Source organism: Chitinimonas sp. (assembly GCF_041904975.1).
GTDB lineage: Bacteria > Pseudomonadota > Gammaproteobacteria > Burkholderiales > Chitinimonadaceae > Chitinimonas.
The window spans coordinates 18,322-36,601 of record NZ_JAYRLZ010000012.1 but is presented as its reverse complement, the minus strand read 5'-3'; the positions used below and the strand labels follow the sequence as shown (position 1 = coordinate 36,601).

General features: G+C 56.3%; 17 protein-coding genes and 1 pseudogene. 9 read left to right on the top strand and 9 right to left on the bottom strand.

The window, feature by feature from the left end:
- Nucleotides 1-115 precede the first annotated feature (115 nt).
- Entirely contained in the window at nt 116-3,247 is a 3,132-nt protein-coding gene (locus tag ACE3OH_RS02420) for an efflux RND transporter permease subunit (protein WP_374347892.1), read from the top strand.
- Nucleotides 3,248-3,413: 166 nt separating this feature from the next.
- Complete coding sequence (locus ACE3OH_RS02415) at nt 3,414-4,427, top strand: DNA-binding protein (protein ID WP_374347890.1); 1,014 nt, start codon at nt 3,414-3,416, stop codon at nt 4,425-4,427.
- A gap of 81 nt (nt 4,428-4,508) precedes the next feature.
- On the opposite strand, the gene ACE3OH_RS02410 is transcribed toward ACE3OH_RS02415, so the two are convergent.
- Nucleotides 4,509-4,718, bottom strand: a complete 210-nt coding sequence (locus tag ACE3OH_RS02410) for a helix-turn-helix domain-containing protein (RefSeq protein ID WP_374347888.1) — start codon at nt 4,716-4,718, stop codon at nt 4,509-4,511.
- A 134-nt stretch (nt 4,719-4,852) separates the two neighbouring features.
- Between ACE3OH_RS02410 and ACE3OH_RS02405 the strand changes: the two genes are divergently transcribed.
- From ACE3OH_RS02405 to ACE3OH_RS02395, 3 genes are all read left to right on the top strand, one after another.
- On the top strand, nt 4,853-5,428 hold the full coding sequence (locus tag ACE3OH_RS02405; protein WP_374347884.1) for a hypothetical protein: 576 nt from the start codon (nt 4,853-4,855) through the stop codon (nt 5,426-5,428).
- Nucleotides 5,425-6,822, top strand: a complete 1,398-nt coding sequence (locus ACE3OH_RS02400) for a DEAD/DEAH box helicase (protein ID WP_374347882.1) — start codon at nt 5,425-5,427, stop codon at nt 6,820-6,822. The genes ACE3OH_RS02405 and ACE3OH_RS02400 overlap by 4 nt, the downstream gene beginning before the upstream one ends.
- A 631-nt stretch (nt 6,823-7,453) precedes the next feature.
- The gene (locus ACE3OH_RS02395; protein ID WP_374347880.1) at nt 7,454-7,843 is read left to right on the top strand and encodes a DUF2513 domain-containing protein; all 390 of its coding nucleotides are present in this window, start codon (nt 7,454-7,456) and stop codon (nt 7,841-7,843) included.
- A gap of 87 nt (nt 7,844-7,930) precedes the next feature.
- Here the strand turns inward: ACE3OH_RS02395 and ACE3OH_RS02390 are convergent, their stop codons facing one another.
- The 5 genes and pseudogenes from ACE3OH_RS02390 to ACE3OH_RS02370 all read right to left on the bottom strand — a co-directional run.
- A complete protein-coding gene (locus tag ACE3OH_RS02390) occupies nt 7,931-8,170 on the bottom strand; it encodes a hypothetical protein (RefSeq protein ID WP_374347878.1) in 240 nt (79 codons plus the stop codon).
- A gap of 96 nt (nt 8,171-8,266) precedes the next feature.
- The gene (gene clsB / locus ACE3OH_RS02385; RefSeq protein WP_374347902.1) at nt 8,267-9,424 is read right to left on the bottom strand and encodes a cardiolipin synthase ClsB; all 1,158 of its coding nucleotides are present in this window, start codon (nt 9,422-9,424) and stop codon (nt 8,267-8,269) included.
- On the bottom strand, nt 9,408-9,647 hold the full coding sequence (locus ACE3OH_RS02380; RefSeq protein ID WP_374347875.1) for a hypothetical protein: 240 nt from the start codon (nt 9,645-9,647) through the stop codon (nt 9,408-9,410). The genes clsB and ACE3OH_RS02380 overlap by 17 nt, the downstream gene beginning before the upstream one ends.
- Nucleotides 9,647-10,390 (bottom strand): endonuclease/exonuclease/phosphatase family protein, encoded by a 744-nt coding sequence (locus ACE3OH_RS02375; protein ID WP_374347873.1) that lies wholly within the window; start codon nt 10,388-10,390, stop codon nt 9,647-9,649. The genes ACE3OH_RS02380 and ACE3OH_RS02375 overlap by 1 nt, the downstream gene beginning before the upstream one ends.
- A gap of 420 nt (nt 10,391-10,810) precedes the next feature.
- Nucleotides 10,811-11,350, bottom strand: a pseudogene (locus ACE3OH_RS02370) (peptidylprolyl isomerase); the annotation flags it as partial.
- A 461-nt stretch (nt 11,351-11,811) separates the two neighbouring features.
- Between ACE3OH_RS02370 and ACE3OH_RS02365 the strand changes: the two are divergent.
- The 4 genes from ACE3OH_RS02365 to ACE3OH_RS02350 all read left to right on the top strand — a co-directional run bounded on the left by ACE3OH_RS02365 (nt 11,812) and on the right by ACE3OH_RS02350 (nt 15,713).
- Nucleotides 11,812-12,834 carry a tyrosine-type recombinase/integrase gene (locus tag ACE3OH_RS02365; RefSeq protein ID WP_374347871.1) on the top strand — a complete coding sequence of 341 codons (1,023 nt, stop codon included), beginning with the start codon at nt 11,812-11,814 and terminating at the stop codon, nt 12,832-12,834.
- Between the two features lie 61 nt (nt 12,835-12,895).
- Nucleotides 12,896-14,067, top strand: a protein-coding gene (locus ACE3OH_RS02360; RefSeq protein ID WP_374347869.1) for an IS3 family transposase whose coding sequence is annotated in 2 segments (ribosomal slippage) — nt 12,896-13,154 and nt 13,154-14,067 — 1,173 coding nt in all. Because the reading frame shifts where the segments join, the coding sequence is not laid out codon by codon here.
- A gap of 52 nt (nt 14,068-14,119) precedes the next feature.
- Nucleotides 14,120-14,530 carry an FdtA/QdtA family cupin domain-containing protein gene (locus tag ACE3OH_RS02355; protein WP_374347866.1) on the top strand — a complete coding sequence of 137 codons (411 nt, stop codon included), beginning with the start codon at nt 14,120-14,122 and terminating at the stop codon, nt 14,528-14,530.
- Between the two features lie 70 nt (nt 14,531-14,600).
- Nucleotides 14,601-15,713 (top strand): DegT/DnrJ/EryC1/StrS family aminotransferase, encoded by a 1,113-nt coding sequence (locus tag ACE3OH_RS02350; RefSeq protein WP_374347864.1) that lies wholly within the window; start codon nt 14,601-14,603, stop codon nt 15,711-15,713.
- Between the two features lie 45 nt (nt 15,714-15,758).
- On the opposite strand, the gene ACE3OH_RS02345 is transcribed toward ACE3OH_RS02350, so the two are convergent.
- The 3 genes from ACE3OH_RS02345 to ACE3OH_RS02335 all read right to left on the bottom strand — a co-directional run bounded on the left by ACE3OH_RS02345 (nt 15,759) and on the right by ACE3OH_RS02335 (nt 18,149).
- Nucleotides 15,759-16,493: a class I SAM-dependent methyltransferase gene (locus ACE3OH_RS02345; RefSeq protein ID WP_374347862.1), complete on the bottom strand. Its 735-nt coding sequence runs from the start codon at nt 16,491-16,493 to the stop codon at nt 15,759-15,761.
- Complete coding sequence (locus ACE3OH_RS02340) at nt 16,477-17,100, bottom strand: HAD family hydrolase (RefSeq protein WP_374347899.1); 624 nt, start codon at nt 17,098-17,100, stop codon at nt 16,477-16,479. Before ACE3OH_RS02340 ends, ACE3OH_RS02345 begins: the two co-directional genes overlap by 17 nt.
- An 83-nt stretch (nt 17,101-17,183) precedes the next feature.
- Nucleotides 17,184-18,149 carry an ATP-grasp domain-containing protein gene (locus ACE3OH_RS02335; protein ID WP_374347860.1) on the bottom strand — a complete coding sequence of 322 codons (966 nt, stop codon included), beginning with the start codon at nt 18,147-18,149 and terminating at the stop codon, nt 17,184-17,186.
- Between the last annotated feature and the right edge of the window lie 131 nt (nt 18,150-18,280).

Genomic DNA, 18,280 nt, shown 5'->3' with positions numbered 1-18,280 from the left:
AGATCCGCCATGGTCTGGCAGCAGGTCAGCAGGTGGTGGCCTCGGGTCAGTTCCTGATCGACTCGGAAGCCAGCCTCAGCGGTGTGTTGGCCAAGCTGGGCGCCGGGAGCCAGCCATGATCGAAAAGCTGATCCGCTGGTCGGTGGCTAACCGCTTCCTCGTGCTGCTGACGACGCTCTTCTTAGCCGGCTGGGGCATCTGGGCGGTGCGCACGACGCCGCTCGATGCTCTGCCAGATCTGAGCGACGTGCAGGTCATCATCCGCACGTCCTACCCCGGCCAGGCGCCGCAGATCGTCGAGAACCAGGTCACCTATCCGCTCACCACCACCATGCTGTCGGTGCCGGGCGCCAAGACGGTGCGCGGCTTCTCCTTCTTCGGCGACAGCTTCGTCTATGTGCTATTCGAGGACGGCACCGACCTCTACTGGGCGCGCTCGCGCGTGCTCGAATACCTGAACCAGGTGCAGGGCAAACTGCCAGCCACGGCAAAAGCGTCGCTGGGGCCCGATGCCACCGGCGTCGGCTGGGTCTACGAATACGCCCTGGTCGACAAAACCGGCCGGCACGATCTGGCGCAACTGCGCGCGCTGCAGGACTGGTTCCTCAAGTTCGAGCTGAAAAGCCTGCCCAACGTAGCGGAAGTCGCCTCAGTCGGCGGCATGGTCAAGCAGTACCAGGTCGTGCTCGACCCGCTGAAGCTGGCCAGCTACGGCGTGAGCCACCAGCAGGCCATCGCTGCCATCCAGGCCGCCAACCAGGAAGCCGGCGGCGCCGTGCTGGAACTAGCCGAAGCCGAGTACATGGTGCGTGCCGGCGGCTATCTGAAAACCCTTGACGATTTCCGCGCCATCCCGCTCAAAACCACAGCCGGCGGCGTGTCAGTACGGTTAGGCGATGTCGCCACCGTGCAGCTCGGCCCCGAAATGCGCCGCGGTATCGCCGAACTAAACGGCGAGGGCGAGGTAGCCGGCGGGGTGGTGATCCTGCGCTCGGGCAAGAATGCTCGCACTACCCTCACCGCCGTGCAGGCCAAGCTAGACGAGCTGAAGGCCAGCCTGCCGGCAGGCGTGGAGATCGTGACCACCTATGACCGCAGCCAGCTCATCGATCGCGCGGTGGACAACCTGACGCACAAGCTGGTCGAAGAATTCATCGTGGTGGCGGTGGTGTGCGTGGTGTTCCTGTGGCACCTGCGCTCGGCCCTGGTGGCCATCGTCGCGCTGCCGCTGGGCGTGTTAGCCGCCTTCATCGTCATGCGCTACCAGGGGGTGAACGCCAACATCATGAGTCTGGGCGGCATCGCCATTGCCATCGGCGCCATGGTCGACGCGGCGGTGGTGATGATCGAAAACGCCCATAAGCACGTCGAGCAATGGCTGCACCGGCACCCAGGCGAACAGCTCGTTGGCGCCCAGCATTGGCAGGTGATAACCGAGGCAGCGGCCGAGGTCGGGCCGGCGCTGTTCTTCAGCCTGCTGATCATCACCCTGAGTTTCATCCCGGTGTTCACGCTGGAAGCACAGGAGGGCCGGTTGTTCGGCCCGCTGGCCTTCACCAAGACCTACGCCATGGCCGCCGCCGCCGGCTTGAGCGTGACGCTGATTCCGGTGCTGATGGGCTACTGGATACGTGGCCGCATCCCGGCTGAACACGCCAACCCGCTCAACCGTGGCTTGATCGCTCTCTACCGCCCCTTGCTGGACAGGGTGCTGCGCTGGCCCAAGGCCACCTTGGCCCTGGCGCTACTGGCCTTCGCGACGACGGCTTGGCCGCTCATGCATCTTGGCGGCGAGTTCATGCCGCCGCTGGACGAAGGCGACCTGCTCTATATGCCCTCGGCACTGCCAGGCCTCTCGGCCGCCAAGGCAGGCGAGCTGCTGCAACAGACCGACCGGCTGATCAAGACCGTGCCCGAAGTCGACAGCGTGTTCGGCAAGGCCGGCCGGGCGGAAACCGCCACCGACCCGGCACCGTTGGAAATGTTCGAGACCACCATCCGCTTCAAGCCGCGCGCGCAATGGCGGTCGGGCATGACCATGGAGAAGCTGACCGAGGAACTGGACCGGGTGGTGAAGGTGCCCGGTCTCGCCAATATCTGGGTGCCGCCGATCCGCAACCGCATCGACATGCTGGCCACCGGCATCAAGAGCCCGATCGGGGTGAAGGTGGCCGGCACCGACCTGGCCGCCATCGACCGAGTCGCCCAAGCGGTTGAACGGGTTGCCAAAACCGTGCCCGGCGTCAGTTCGGCGCTGGCTGAGCGGCTAACGGGTGGACGCTACATCGACGTCGATATCGACCGCGCCGCCGCAGGCCGCTACGGGCTCAACATCGCCGACGTGCAATCGGTGGTGGCCAGCGCCATCGGTGGCGACAACGTGGGCGAAACGGTGGAGGGCCTGGCGCGCTTTCCCATCAATGTGCGCTACCCGCGCGAGCTGCGCGATTCGTTGGAGAGCCTGCGCAATCTCCCGATGCTGACCCCGATGGGGGCGCAGATCACCCTCGGCACCGTGGCGCAGGTCAAGGTCAGCGACGGGCCGCCGATGCTCAAGAGCGAGAACGCCAGACCCTCCGGATGGGTATACGTCGATGTGCGAAACCGCGACCTGGCCTCGGTGGTGGCCGATCTGCGCACTGCCATCGGCCGAGAGATCAAGCTCGCACCAGGCATGAGCCTGAGCTACTCGGGCCACTTCGAATTTCTGGAGCGGGCGAACTCGCGCCTCAAACTGGTGGTGCCGGCCACGCTGCTTATCATCTTCGTGCTGCTCTACCTCACCTTCCGGCGCTTGGATGAAGCTGCACTGATCATGGCGACGCTGCCGCTGGCACTCACCGGTGGCATATGGTTCCTCTACCTGCTGGGCTACAACCTATCGGTCGCGACCGGCGTGGGTTTTATCGCTTTGGCCGGGGTGTCAGCCGAGTTCGGCGTGGTTATGCTCCTCTACCTGAAGCAGGCAGCGGCCATGCGGCAGGAACACGGCCTGGCGTTGAGCGATCACGTGCTCGACCAGGCCATCCGCCAGGGCGCGGTGCTTCGCGTGCGACCCAAAGCCATGACGGTAGCGGTGATCCTGGCTGGCCTCTTGCCCATCCTGCTGGGTAGCGGCACCGGCTCAGAAGTGATGAGCCGCATTGCCGCTCCTATGGTTGGTGGCATGGTCACGGCGCCGCTGCTGTCGATGCTGGTGATTCCGGCAGCGTATCGAATGATGAGAGGGCGCAAGCACACCGGGTAGGGTTTCATACCAACTTACGTTCGCTTTTGCGCCCCCCAACAGAATAAGGCGTGATAATTCTTGATTATCACGCCTTAATTTTTTCGAAAATCTTATTCGATGTTGCGCAATATTTATGTGTAATTACATAATACGTAATATGGTATGAAATTCTCAGGAGACCACCATGGCACGCAGCGGCGTACTCAAGTCAGAAGTCCAACAAGCCCGGGATCGCCTGGTGGCCCAAGGGCGCCATCCATCGATCGACGCCGTGCGCGAACAGCTCGGCAATACGGGGTCGAAAACCACTATCCAGCGCTATTTGCGCGAGCTGGAGGATGAAGACGGCGGCGGGGCAGGCAAAGGCATCTCGGTCAGCGAGGCAATCCAGGAACTGGCCAGCAGGCTTGGCGCGCGTCTCAAGGAAGAGGCCAATGAGCTGCTCATTGAGCAGCGCCAGCAGTACGAAGCCAAGCTGCAGGATAAAGACGCGCTCATTGCCCAGCTTCGCCAGGAGAACGCAGGACTAAGTAGCCAGCTGCAGCGTACTGAGGTGGCGCTCTGCGACGAAACCGCGCAGCGCACCGCGGTTGACGAAGCGCTGGCCGAGGCCCGCCTCACAATGGAGCGTTTAACCCAGCAGGTCGCCGACCTCGGCGAGCGCCTGAAAGACAACGAGGCGCACCGCCAATCTCTGGAAGAGAAGCACCAGCATGCAAGGGATGCGCTGGAACATTACCGGCAGTCTGTGAAGGAGCAGCGCGAGCAGGACCAGCGCCGGCACGAACACCAAGTACAGCAGCTCCAAATGGAAATCCGTAACCTAGGCCAATCGTTGATCGTGAAACAGGATGAGCTGACACGTATACATCAGGAGTTGGCTAAGGTGATCACGGAGCTTGCGGGTACGCGCAAGGCACTGCGCCAGACTGAAACAGCAAAAGATCGGCAGGAGCAGGCCGGTGTGGCGCTTTCGCGCCAGGTGGCCGAGCAGGAAGCGACACAGGCCAGGCTCGCGGAGCAGATCAAGCAATTGAGTGCCGCGAGCGAGGAGGCATTACGTCAGTTGGAGGCGGCGCGGTCAGCGGCCAAGCAACACGAGGCCACCTGTATCCGCCTTCAAGCTACCGTAGATGTCCAGGCTGGTTTGCTTGCCAATCTCACGAAGCAGATACCTGATCAACCGGCTGCACACTGAACGGACTCAAGCAACCCGCTCGAACCGCGCGGCAAGACGTTGAACAGACTGAGGATTCGCCACGCGAGCGAACGCCAGATTCTAGTCTGGCAAAAGTGCCGTCAGAGGGCACTCAAGTACTTTCGCGAGCTGATATGCCTTCTCGAGGGTGATATTTACCTCACCTCGTTCGATGCGCCCCACATAGCTGCGATCAATGTCGGCCATCAGCGCTAGGGCGTCTTGAGATAGACCTCTGTTTGCGCGCATCTGACGGAGTTTTTCTCCGAATTGGACCGACAACTTACCCATCGCTTGCCCCATTAAAGGCAAGGACTATCCTAAGTTGCGACCCATAAAACCACGGATTATAATCCGCAGCCTTCGCCAAAACCCCTCTGAATCACCCATCCGAGGAGGCGCTTAAAACCAACGCTCGGCAGGCCATGATGCAATATCCCACCATCAAGCTGGATACCCTTTTCTACGAGGTACTCGTAACGCGAGGCTTGAATCATTTCACAGTCATGCAGCTACGCGACGCGATTGGCGCCCATGATGCGAATGTCGACCCCGACAAGGGGCCTGATCTGCACAAGAAGGCCTATAAGCAAGTGTTACGACTGATCAAGCTCGGCCTGCTGGAAAAGCACAAGAAGGGGAGGGAATTTGCCACCTATGTCCAAACCGAACTGTTTGCCAAAGTGCGTTTCTTGAAAGCGCCGACACGGCGTCGACGCGCGCCGGTGGTGATTGAGGCACCAGACATGGGCAGCAATGCGACGCCGCCAATGCGAATCGCCGATACGCTTCAAGAGACCGTCCGACAGTACCAAGTGGATCTGCTGTCTTGTGTCGGCGAAAGTGAAGAGTACATGCGCCTCTATAACCAATTTCCCGACCTCAAAGCCCATATCGAACCGCAGTACCTCAGTGCGCGGGAACGCAGCTCCAAGCTTCTAGGCCAAATCAAGGCTGTGGAAACAGTGCTGAAGCGACTCGCGCCATCCCCAGCTGCATGAGCTTGCGCCACTGGCAGTCTGCATGCATCAAGACTGCCCTAGACCATTACCTGTACCATCGGCATTTTTTCTGTCTGGCGACACCCGGTGCGGGAAAAACGACCATGGCTGCTCACTTGGCACGCGCGCTGCTGGCATCTGGCCAGATCGATTTCGTGCTGTGTTTTTCGCCGTCGGTCAGTGTCGCCGAGGGCTTCCGACAGGCGTTTGGCAAAACCCTTGGCCGTCGCTTCGACGGCCTGATTGGTGCCGTCGGCTGTTCGTACACCTATCAGGCCCTGCTGCATTTTGACGCAGGATTCTGGGAAATTTTCGACAACCATCGCGTAATGGTCGTCTTCGACGAAATTCACCATTGTGCCGGCACGACCGGCGACGATGCGAACGGCTGGGGCGAGGAGATACTGTTCAACATTCAGGATCGCGCCCACGTCACCTTGGCCATGTCTGGAACGCCATGGCGATCGGATCGCGCACCAATCGTTCTCTCACGATACTCAGACCCCGAAGGCCAGATTCAATGTGATTTCCGTTATGGCCTGGTAGAGGCCGTCCGTGACGGCGTCTGCCGCCGCCCCCATATCGTGCTGATCGATAACGAGGCGATTTCCATTCGGGACGGTAGCGAGGAAATACGAACCTATTCATCGTTCACCGAACTGCTGCAGTCTGACAAATTTCCCTATCACGCGCTAATCAGCCACGAAGACGCCATACGTTTCATGCTGGCCCGAGGATGTGATCGGCTCGCGCAAATTCGCCGGGAGAACCCTTATGCTGGCGGGCTGGTCGTGGCAGCATCGGTTGCTCATGCGAAGCGCATCGCCGACATGCTGACCGATACTTTTGCTCAATCCGTCATGCTTGTCAGCTATCAGAATCCTGACGCTGCAGAGCTAATCCGCCGTTTCCGTGAATCGACCACGCAATGGATTGTCAGTATTGGCATGGTGAGTGAAGGCACGGACATTCCTCGACTGCAGGTTTGCTGCCATCTCAGTCCGATCAAGACCGAGTTGCACTATCGGCAGGTTCTTGGTCGTATTTTGCGTGTGACGGGTGCCGTAAACCAAGACGCTTGGCTGCTGACGTTTGCGGAGCCGAACTTGAGTGACTTCGCTCATCGTGTTGGCGAGGATCTTCCGGGCGAAGCCGTAGTCAGCATTGAGCGCGTGCACGGTGGCCAAGCAGTCCTAGGGGAGCTGAGCGCCAACTTTGGGGATATAACCCGATTCGGCGCGGAGCATGAAACAGAAGAATACGAGTCAGATGCCATCGCACCTGTCGACCTGACTCTGGATGCCGGAACCTCGACAAGTCGCCCACTCGCGACCTTGCTGCATATGGGGCATTTCCGAGAGCAAGTTATTGCTACCTTCAACTCCCCATTCTAAGTGGAGATGAACCCGCTGCGGTTAATGTAATACTGAGCGGTTTATCGTCTTGGGGTTATGGCGGCATGAATGAAAAAAGGGACGGCAAGCCGTCCCTTTAGACTTGCGTCGAACAATTACCGGTGGCTATCCGGCGTACGTTCCACCGGTACCCAAGTATGGCCCGGCGTAGTAGTAGGCGGGAGTGGCCGATGATCCGGCACAGTTGCATAATTTTCCTTGAGGCCGCCACGAGGGCCAACCTCCTGGAAGATGCCGCCGTTTTTTCCGGTATTCGTGCCGGGAGTCTTGCCAATTGCCATGATTGATCCTCTCTGGAATCAAAGGGTGGTTCTGACAACGGAAGCCCCACACATCAGACGAACGGGTTGGCAAGGATGATGCGCTTGCTATATCGTTCGCCAGCTTTTCACAGCAGGACCGCGGGCTCGTCAGATGATCCGCAAAAGCCGCTTCGGGTTGCCGCCCTGGCGGCTTTTTCCTTTTAGCACTCCAAGTCAGCGAGTGCTAAAGCCACTATAAGTGAAATGGTCTATCATGCGCAACATCAAAACACCATATCTAGTTGATTGACCAGATAAAAATACTAGATGTAGTAGTATCTGAGGCTGAAGGCTAGGGAGTGGAGCATATGAAGCGCGATATGGATTTGGTTCGGAATCTGCTATTGAAACTGGAGGATATGCCTGTCCGACCAGGCGGAGTGGTGCTTCTTGATCCAGCTGAACTGGTACTCCAGATTGATGGAGCAACCCAAGAAGAGATTCAGTACCACCTACGTCTGATGCGCGAAGCGAGATTTATTGACAACGGCGGTACCAATCCCTTGATAGGCATCAGCTTCCGTGCGCTTACCTGGGAAGGGCATGACTTCCTAGATTCGGTGCGCGATCCCGATGTGTGGGCCAAGACCAAAAGCGGAGCCATGGCCGCGGGGGGCTTCACCATGGATCTTTTAAAGGAAATCGCTAAGGGCTTTATTAAGAAGCAGCTGGAAGATCGGACGGGTATAAAGCTCTAACGCTCGAATCCTGGTTGGTAGCAGGTAGCACAATTCACGAAAAATGTGCTTCCAATCAGTTGGATACGTAAGAAACGGCTGTTTTTTTCACGGAGCGCGGCCGACCCTCGTATACAGATAAACCAGCGTGCCACTTGCCGAAGGCTGCAGGTGATCAGCCTTGATCACCGCGCCGCCCACGCCAGGATGCTGGTAGGGAAAGGCAGCCAGCTGCATGTTTTCCATATAGTTGTCGGTATTGAGCTTGATCGCCAGGGTCGACTCATAAAATGCGCAAGCGCGTTCAAAGTTGGCAGCAGGGATTTCAAACCAGTCAACAGCATTCATTCGGGATTCTCCGGTCGGGTTGGGGTAGTGCGTAAGTGCCGCACACGCATGGTGCGCCAAGGCTACTGACAGCATGATGTCAGTAGTGTCGCGCACCTATTCGCGGTACTCGCGCCGCCCATAGCCCGTAATGCCAAGGAGCAAACGCACCAACTGATAAGCCAGCCAGGATAGTACGGTGATCAGGCGCCCACGCCGCAGCAGCGATTGCGGAACTGCCAGTGCGTCGTGATCGATATGCCGCTGGATATCGTCGCGCAGCTGACCGGCAAGCTGCGCATCACGCGCCACCAGGTTCGCCTCGCGTGCTGTCAGCAGGCTGAATGGGTCGATATTCGACGAGCCGACGGTAAACCATTCGCGGTCGATCACCCCGACCTTGGCATGCATAAAGCCAGCCTGGTACTCGTGGATTTCCACACCGGCCTGCAATAGCGGCCGATACAGCACCCGCGAGGCATAGTGCAGCAACAGATGGTCGATCCGCCCCTGTAGCAACAGCACCACGCGGATACCGCGGGCACGCGCTGCCAACAGTGCGTGGCGAAACGTCAGGCCAGGCAAAAAGTAGGCATTGGCGAGCACAATCTCCTGCCGCGCATTGCGCATGGCTTGCAGATAGGCGTGCTCGATATCGCGGCGATGCCGCAGATTGTCGCGGCGCACCAGGCGTGCGCTGTGCTTGCCGAGGCGAGGCGGGCAGGGCGGGGCGGGCGGCAGCCGCCCGAGTTCCGGCTTCAGTTGCATCCAGGCGGTACGGCGCCACTGGCTGGCGCATACCTTGCGAATTTCCGCCGCCAAGGGGCCGTTTACCTGCACTGCATAGTCATAGCGTGGCGCGAGTCCGGCAGCATCGGTGGTGTCGGCCAGGATATTGATGCCGCCCACAAATCCGGTGTGGCCATCGATCACCGCCAGCTTGCGATGGAGCCGGCGTAGCCGCTGCCGATCAAGGTGCAGGAAGTGTGGTTCCGGGCGAAAGAACAGCAGGCGCACGCCGCCTTGCTGCAGGCTGCGGCGCAGGGCGGGCGGCAGGCCATGCGCGCCGAAGCCATCCACCAGAAGATGGGTGGCAACACCACGCCGTGCCGCACGAATCAGTGCGGCACTGACCGCCCGACCGATGTCGTCGGCTTCGAACAGATAACTTTCGATGAATACTTCGCGGCGCGCGGTGCTGATGACGGCCAACAAGGCCGGGAAGTATTCGCGCCCGTTGCACAGCAGCTGCAAGCGGTTACCGTGGTAGTCCATCACGCTGTTTTTCGTTGCCAAATTTGAACTGGCCAGTTTCACGCGCCAGCAATAGCTGCAGCGCCTGGCCGTCCAGCCGGCCTGCTTTCAGCAAGAACTGGCTGGCCGCGCGCCCGCTCAGCGTTTTGACTACCTTGCCAAGATGGCGCAGCAGCAGCTTGCCGTCCTTGCAGGGCAGGTAGTCGAATGGAGCACTATCGAGCCGGCTGCGTGCGTCCTGCATTACTGCAATTGCACCGTGGCGCTGAGAGGCAGATGGTCGGACAAACCTTGCCATTGCCGTCCGCCGTGTACTTCGGCGGTACGGGCTACCAGACCACGCAGATAGATGCGGTCCAGTGCCAATAATGGCAGGCGCGCCGGAAAACTGGCCACCGTGCGGCCATGAAGGCTGGTAAATACTTCCTGCATGCCCAGCTGCTGGCCCAGCAGCTCGCAGGCATCACCGCGCCAGTCGTTGAAATCGCCGGCGATGATCAGCGGTGCGTCATCGGGCACGTTTTGCCGCACATAGTCGCTCAAGACCAGCAGTTGCTTGCGCCGGTCGGCCGCGCGCAGATTCAGGTGCACACACAGGCAATGCAGCGCCTGCGGCCAGCCGTTGACGACAATCGCGCCATGCAGAAGACCACGCCGCTCCAGCCGGTTGACGCTGATATCTTCGTTATGGATGCGCGAAATCGGAAAACGCGACAGCAGCGCATTGCCATGGTGGCCGCTGCGGTACTGCGCATTGCAGCCATAAGCATGGTGATGATCGGGCGCCAGAAATACATGTTGGGGCAGGGCGGGCCAATCGGCATGCCGCGCAGCGCGGCGGGTGTGCTCACCCTGCACCTCCTGCAAAAACAACAGATCGGCACGCAAGCCCTGCACCGCCTGTTTGAGCTGATGCAGGACATGGTGCCGGTTGAGCGGCGACATGCCCTTGTGAATGTTGTACGTTGAAATCCGCAGTACAGACATGACAATCGCCGCCCGCTTTTCCCGCTAGCTTGATCAGTTGAAGGTGTAAACCGGCAACATACGTTGGCTGCTCAACAGCTCGCTCAGCGCATTCTGCGGGTTGGTACCCAAGCCATAGCCGGCGTAAATCGTCGTGCCGGCCAAGCCAGCAGTATTGAGCCCGCTGATCAGGCGATAGCTCGCGCTGGCTTGCAGATAGCCGGCAGCAAAGGCCGCTGGCGCATTCAGGTCGAACGCCTGCACGCCGTTAGGGGTCAGCATATAGGTCGCGCCATTGGGCAGAACCGCCGCGGCAAATGTATGCGCAGCCTTGTTCAGATCGGCGCTGCCCGGTGCCACTACCAGATCCAGCGTTTGCGCCGCCGCGGTGCCGCTTGCTGTGACACTGGCCGAGAACGATGGCGTAGCCGCAACGACTGCCGCCGACAGGATGGTAATTGGCGTGGTGGGCACATATTCATAGCCGCCAACCGTCGTGGTCGGAATTTTCGTCATGGCATCAACTACCGACATGCCATTGACCACTTTGCCAAACACGGCATAGCCAAAGCCATTGCTCGATGACTGATCAAGGGAGCTGTTATCAACCAGGTTGAAATAAAACTGGCTGGTGGCGGAGTTGGGGTCAGGAAGGCGTGCCATGGCAATGGTCCCTCGCAGATTCTTTAACCCGTTTCCTGCCTCATTGACGATGGGCGCGGCTGTCGGCTTCTTTTCGGTCAGATTGGGCAGCAAGCCGCCGCCTTGCGCAACAAAACCAGGATAAACCCGATGGAAAATCGTACCGGCGTAGTAGCCAGACTGCACATAGCTCAGGAAGTTGGCTACCGAGATCGGCGCCTTGTCCTGGTTCAATTCGACTTCAATATCGCCAAGGCTGGTCTTGATCAGCACATGGGGCGCGGCAGCCAGGGTCGAAACCGACAGCAGGCAGGCCAAAAATACGGCAAACGCTTTCATTCTGAGGTCTTTCACTGATATGGAAAAAAGCCCAACCGTCCTTAGCGGTTGATGCGTTTGAAAAACCGTTGCAGATGGTTCGGCAGCGGCAATACGCCGGCAGTTTGCCTTAGCTCGGCACCACGGGGAAGTCGCTTGCGCGTGGCACTGCCGATGATCGGCAGCGGCAATCTGATTTTGCGGACCGGGGATAGGCAAGGCCGGGTTGCCGGTGCGGTTCTGGTTGATCGCATGTGCAGCTGACGATGGCTGCATGAATTTATACAGCTTTACATAATAATGATTATACGTAAGCACGGTAGTTTTCGAGGTGTTGCATAAACTGGCTGTGTTTTCCTATAACTACCGCAACGCTTCGCTCTGGTAACGGTAGTTTTGCTGATGCTCCCCGAGGGTTCTGCTTGCCTTTCAAAATACTGAACCATCCTGCCGTCCCTAATTCGCTACGTGGGCCCGTCCTTGTGGATGAGCGACATGTCCCGCGCTACTGGGCGACCGTCTGGTCGATCATGGCAGGTGCGCAGTTGGCGCCCGCCACGTTGACCAAGAAACTCCGTTACATAGAAAACTTATACCTTCATGCCGACTACCTTCGCGGCAATGGCGCGCTGGACGAAGCGTTGGCTCATCTCGAAGAAGTCATCTTGGCCGAGGTCTTGGAGTCCTGGTTCGTTTCAATTCGCAACCAGGCGACACAGACCGACGCCGATGAAGCACGTTGGCAAACTGGCTTGGACTTTGTCACCTCGATCGTGACCTGGTTGTCGCGCAGTGCGATCCCGAACTCACGTCTAAAGCGAATCGAGGAACGGCTGCACTGTCTGAATTTTCTCTATGACCAACTGCACATTCGCCGGCGCCAGCCGACACAGGCAGTTCGCTCACTACCGGCCAATGTGGTTTCGGCGCTCTACGAACATCTCGACCCCGTAGCCGCACGCAATCCGTTTTCTCGCGAAAAGGTTCGCTGGCAGGTCTATCTGGCATTCTTTCTGATGCTGCACCAGGGCTTACGCCGAGCCGAAGCGCTACTCCTGCCTGTGGACGCGATCAAGAGTGCTTACGACAACCGGCAGCAGCGAATGCGTTATTGGCTGAATGTTCAGACAAATCGATATGCTGATGAGGACGACGATCCGCGTTACTCTCGGCCCAGCATCAAGACCGCCCAGTCGATCCGGCAGGTGCCGGTTAGCGAACCTGTCGCGAAGTTGGTTCAGACCTATGTCGAGAATTACCGTGGCCGCCCCGATCATCCGTACTTGCTGAACTCTCAGAAAAACCAGCCACTTTCGACGGAGTCCATCACCAAGCTGTTCGCCAAGTTATCTGACAATCTGCCTGAGCCTATCCTGGCTGAACTGCGGGATCGAACCGGCAAAGAATCAGTCACCGCTCATGACTTACGGCATACCTGCGCCGTAGTCCGTCTAAATCAGCTTCTTCAGCAAGGTGACTCCATGGAAGAGGCCTTACAAAAGTGAGCTTGGACGCGGATTTCGGATACCAACTGTAGCTGGTTAAACTGGTCTACAGAGGTTCCGAATGTACAAAATTCCCCGACAAAGCTACACCACCGAATTCAAGCAGGAAGCGATCCGTCTGGTTGAGGCTGAAGGCAAGAGGCCGGCCCAGGTTGCACGCGACTTGGGTATTTCCGAGCAGACCCTGGGCAACTGGCGCAAGGCCCATAAAGCCGGGAGGCTGGCCACCGGTTCTGGCAAGCCGGTTTCGCCCGAGCAGATGGAATTGTCCCGCCTGCGTGCCGAGAACGCCCGTCTCAAGATGGAGCTCGAAATCCTGGAAAAAGCCACGGCGTACTTCGCGAAGAAGTCACAGTGAAGTACGCCGTGATTGACCAGATGCGCCAACACTACCCGCTGCAGTCGCTGTGCAAGCGCTTGTCCGTCAGCACAAGCGGCTTTGCTGATTGGCAGGCCTGCGGCGGCCCGACGCACTGGCTGTCGGATGCGCAATTGCTTGCGTTGATTCGCAGCATCCATACTGAATTCCACGGCGCTTATGGCTCGCCGCGTATCTATCAGGAACTCAAGTTCCGAGGACATCCCGTGAGTAAGGCGCGTATCCAGCGATTGATGCAGAAGCATGGCATCCGGGCACGCCACAAGCGGCGCTACAAGGCAACGACCAACAGCAAGCATTCAATGCCGGTGGCGCCCAATGTGCTGGATCGGCAATTCAGCACCACGGCGCCGGATACAGTCTGGACAGCTGATATCACCTACATTCCGACCCGCGAGGGCTGGCTCTATCTGGCAGTCGTCATGGGCCTGCATACCCGCGCCATTATCGGCTGGGCCATGGACGAACGCATGACGCGCGAGCTGGTCATCAACGCCTTGCGCATGGCGCGATTCCGGCGCAAACCGAAGCCTGGCTTGCTGCACCACTCGGATCGGGGCAGCCAGTATTGCAGCCACGATTACCAAGCGCTGCTGACGGAATATGGCATGGAGGCATCGATGAGCCGGAAGGGTAACTTTTGGGATAACGCACCGATGGAAAGCTTCTTCAACAGCTTGAAAAGCGAGCGCGTTTTCCACCGCCGCTATGTGACACGCGCCGAGGCGCGCAAGGACCTATTTGATTGCGTTGAGGTGTTTTACAATCGCAAACGCCGCCATTCGTCCATCGGCCACCAAACACCGGCACAAAGATACGCCGAGTCAGTGGCGATACAGAAAATGGCGTTTTAGACGCTACGTTGGTATCCGGTAATCGCGACCAAGCTCAGTATTGAGGATGACGATGAACATACGCTTCATGCAGTTACAGGCACATGGCGACGAACGAGGGGCATTGATTGCACTAGAAGAGGGGGTCAATGTTCCCTTTACGGTGCGCCGGGTGTATTACATGTTCGACACCAAACCTGGCGTCCGTCGCGGCCTTCATGCGCACCGGAATCTTCGACAGGTAGTAGTAGCAGTCCGCGGTAGCTGCCGTTTCCTGCTAGACGATGGACACGAGCAGATTCAGGTGCTCCTGGATCATCCGGCACAAGGCATTCTTCTGGAGTCTATGGTTTGGCGCGAAATGTATGACTTTTCGGAGGATTGTGTCTTGATGGTCTTGGCCGACACACCGTTCGATGAATCCGACTATATTCGCGACAAGGAGGAGTTTATTGCTGAGGCTCAAAAGCTTCGGCCCGTTTAGTTGGTTGTTGCAATATGGCGTCGTAGTTTCCAATAGATATTGACAGCAACCTACATTAACGGTCCTATTCATGCATGTACTGTTTCTTGATCTAAAGAAAATTAATCAACGCGACGCTGCAGCGCTGAATCAAGCATTCTCTCGCGTGTTGGATTCTGGTTGGTATATTCAAGGCCAAGAGGTGCAAGACTTTGAGTCCAGATTCGCTACGTTCTGCAATACACCATACGCGCTCGGGGTAAGCAATGGACTAGATGCTTTGCATCTGATCCTGAAAGCCTATGGTATCGGCCCAGGTGATGAGGTGATCGTCCCTGCGAACACCTATATTGCTACTTGGCTGGCCGTTAGCCACACGGGGGCGACACCCATCCCCGTTGAACCGGATCTGCTTTCATACAATATTGACCCATTCAGAATAGAGGCTGCAATCACCAAACGTACGCGGGCCATTCTACCGGTGCATCTTTATGGTCGCATTGCAGATATGGCCAAGATAAATGATATTGCACACCAATATGAACTGCTTGTTATTGAAGACGCTGCACAAGCTCATGGTGCGGAATACATGGGCAAAAGGGCTGGCTCGTTAGGTGACGCGGCTGGCTTTAGTTTTTACCCTGGCAAGAATCTTGGCGCCCTTGGTGATGCAGGCGCGATAACAAGTGGGAATCATGAACTAATTGAACGCTGCAGAAAACTGGGGAATTATGGATCCTCAACAAAATATGTGAATGAATTCCCAGGTTACAATTGTCGCCTTGATGCCATCCAGGCCGCCTTCCTCTCAGTTAAACTGGCACGCCTTGAGGCCGATAATTCTCGGCGTCGTGAAATCGCCAATATGTACCTGAATGGTCTTGACTCATCCTTACTAACGCTTCCTATGCCAGACTTTTCTGGAAGTATGGTTTGGCACACATTTACTATACGGCACACGCTGCGAGACCTACTCCGAGCAAAGTTGGCGCTTGCAGGAGTGGATACGGGTATTCACTACCCCACACCACCACACCTTCAATCTGCGTATGGAAATCTTGGATACTTAAAAGGGGACTTCCCCATTACCGAATTGATTCACAGCCAAATTCTGAGCTTACCAATGAGTCCAACTTTAGAGGACGAAGAAGCTCAATACGTTATTAACACTGTAAACCATGTCGCTTCCTGGCTGGAAAAATAGCGGCGCTAAAAGTTTTCAAGTATTTTTTGAACTGAAACCCCATGCTCACGAGCTTTCTCCAGGCAGCGAAGCAACGACATATATCTCCGCTGCCACGTCTGGATAGCGCTCTCCCAGCTTCATGAACGCCCCAATCATTTCCCCATCCCAATCCCGCTCGATCTGACCATTTGATACCGGCTTAAGCCAATACCCACCAAAAAAATCCACTTTCAAACCTGCCCGAATAAAGACCTGTCGAAATGATTCAGGATCAAATACACGGCGATGCCCATGATGAATATCCATTTCATTTAGGGCATGCTCTGAGTCAAGAATTCCCATTTCCACCGCCGCCTGACGATGGAGCGATCGCGCATTAGGAACGGCGGCAAAAATCACCCCCTGGGGCAGCAGGAATTGCTTTATTCTCTCAAGTACAACCACGGGATCATTCACATGCTCCAACACATGACCAAGAATAATATTTAAAAACTTCGACTCCAAAAAAAGATCTTCGAATAATGAATTTATGACAAATACATTAGGAAATTTCTTTTTCAGTTCCTTGCAAAATAATTCGGACCCATCGACGCAAGTCAGAGAGGGAACCACCGAACATAACAGCTCGGTCATCAACCCCTCTGCCGGACCCAACTCGAGCGTAGCTCCATACTTAATAAACCTGCTAGCAACTTTATAGCCATAACGAATCCCAGCCGCGTTTGCGCCCTTATCATAAACGGACTTCATTGCCACCGCATCAAGTCTACTCTTCTCTTCATTAGCCATGATATTCATCAGCAATCCGTGAAATGCAACCCGTTAGACTGGACCAGACTGCAGCGCCGCCCAACCTCGAAAGAAATGATGAGCTACGTTGCCCCGTAGAAACAGCATGGAACTCACACCCTGACACTTGTGCAGCCTTGAAATCAATTTCACTATCACCAACCAGTACTATACCTTTTTTTCCAAGTATAACCCCCCTCTTCTCTTCGACCGCTCGCTCCGGACTGACGCAATTAATACTTCTAAAGTAACGAAAAATTCCTAGGCGTTGTATTTGATAAACCATGAGACTGCTGTCTCTTCTTGCAGTAACGAGGTGGAGAGAAGCCCCCTTCAAAACAAGGACCTCCAACGAACTCACAGTATCTTCAAATACCGAATCAAAACTTAACCAATATGGGGACTCGACATCCCGCAGCCAAGCAAGATGCAAACGACGTGCCGTTGTTAAATCCACACCCATCCCCAGCAACGCATCGACATTACCATCACCAGCTCGCTTTAACCGCCAATAAACATCAGCATCCAAATTAATACCGTACCGACCGGCGATCGCTTTCATAAGGCAACTCTGGCGTTCGGCCGCAGAGATTAGCGTACCATCTAGATCAAACATAATGTTCACGCCAGTAAGCGTCACATCAAACTCAATAGTAAAAAACGAGAGGAATAGTCTGCAGGCATAGCTTAGAACGCCTTCTAAATGATCACTGAGTGCCTAGTAACAAACTCAACATACTGCCGCGTGATGATATACTCTTCACCCTCTACTAGAGGCTTAACATATCTAGAATAGTCCCCCCCTGTTCTACACGCAAATGCAGCGGCCAGAACATCAAATCCAGCCGCACAAGTCATAGCGGTACCAGCTCCCGGTCGCAGATTCAAGTCAGTCACCACCCAAGCGCCAGAAAATTTCATTACTTGAAAGCATATAGTTCCGTGTTGTGACATTTCAGTGGCTATACGCTCCGCCACTTTAGCCAATTCGCCACAGTAAAACAATCTAGCCTTAGTACAAACTCCAGCCTTAACCTCTAGGCGCTCACGACAATATATATAACCCCGGCCTTTCTGCGCATCCCAAAAACTGTCGACCGTCACCTCCGGGCCGTCACACAGCTCCTGAATAACCAGTGCCTCTTGCTCCTCAAATGGCAATGCCTTAACCTGCCCCAACGTCATTACTTGGGCTTTTCGACTCCCAAACCCATCGCGCGGCTTAACAAAAACCCGGCGTTCCTCACACTCAATATCGGCAATTCTGACGTCTTTCGGAGTCGAAATGCCAATACTATTCAACCACTGACTTGCGTATTTTTTATCTACGCATTTCGCGTAATGCATAGAACTCCAAAAATCAATGTGCGAATAAACATTGTTATCCGCAAGCTCACCGGCAAGTACTATTTCCTCGTTCAGAATTGGTATATAGTGATTGACGCTTTCATCTCTTAGCAGATCGACAATGCAACCCTCAAACAACGGACTGTTAGCATATGGGACTTGATGATAAGCATCGGCAAGGAGCGAGGTTGAGACCATGCTTGCACTATTCACATCAGACGCAATCAACCTAATACCATTGCCCCAGATCGCTTTCAAACGTGAAGCGATTGCGAATGCCGTTCCCGTGCCTGCGGCACCCAACAACACTGTTCTCACCTGGAGCCTCCTCTGCGTCCGTCAAAATTCGCGGTTTCTCCCTTACGCGTAAATGCTGTACGTGACACTTTGCACATTCGCCATAGCAAGAAAATCTCAAGTACTCCGGCACTCGGTGGCACGACCTAGGC

Coding starts and splice junctions, on each gene's coding strand:
- ACE3OH_RS02345 (WP_374347862.1), bottom strand. CDS start 16,493: ATGAATATCATGGCTAATGAAGAGAAGAGTAGACTTGATGCGGTGGCA.
- ACE3OH_RS02420 (WP_374347892.1), top strand. CDS start 116: ATGATCGAAAAGCTGATCCGCTGGTCGGTGGCTAACCGCTTCCTCGTG.
- ACE3OH_RS02375 (WP_374347873.1), bottom strand. CDS start 10,390: ATGTCTGTACTGCGGATTTCAACGTACAACATTCACAAGGGCATGTCG.
- ACE3OH_RS02405 (WP_374347884.1), top strand. CDS start 4,853: ATGATGCAATATCCCACCATCAAGCTGGATACCCTTTTCTACGAGGTA.
- ACE3OH_RS02380 (WP_374347875.1), bottom strand. CDS start 9,647: ATGCAGGACGCACGCAGCCGGCTCGATAGTGCTCCATTCGACTACCTG.
- ACE3OH_RS02340 (WP_374347899.1), bottom strand. CDS start 17,100: ATGTTTGATCTAGATGGTACGCTAATCTCTGCGGCCGAACGCCAGAGT.
- clsB (WP_374347902.1), bottom strand. CDS start 9,424: ATGGACTACCACGGTAACCGCTTGCAGCTGCTGTGCAACGGGCGCGAA.
- ACE3OH_RS02390 (WP_374347878.1), bottom strand. CDS start 8,170: ATGAATGCTGTTGACTGGTTTGAAATCCCTGCTGCCAACTTTGAACGC.
- ACE3OH_RS02410 (WP_374347888.1), bottom strand. CDS start 4,718: ATGGGTAAGTTGTCGGTCCAATTCGGAGAAAAACTCCGTCAGATGCGC.
- ACE3OH_RS02350 (WP_374347864.1), top strand. CDS start 14,601: ATGCATGTACTGTTTCTTGATCTAAAGAAAATTAATCAACGCGACGCT.
- ACE3OH_RS02355 (WP_374347866.1), top strand. CDS start 14,120: ATGAACATACGCTTCATGCAGTTACAGGCACATGGCGACGAACGAGGG.
- ACE3OH_RS02400 (WP_374347882.1), top strand. CDS start 5,425: ATGAGCTTGCGCCACTGGCAGTCTGCATGCATCAAGACTGCCCTAGAC.
- ACE3OH_RS02415 (WP_374347890.1), top strand. CDS start 3,414: ATGGCACGCAGCGGCGTACTCAAGTCAGAAGTCCAACAAGCCCGGGAT.
- ACE3OH_RS02395 (WP_374347880.1), top strand. CDS start 7,454: ATGAAGCGCGATATGGATTTGGTTCGGAATCTGCTATTGAAACTGGAG.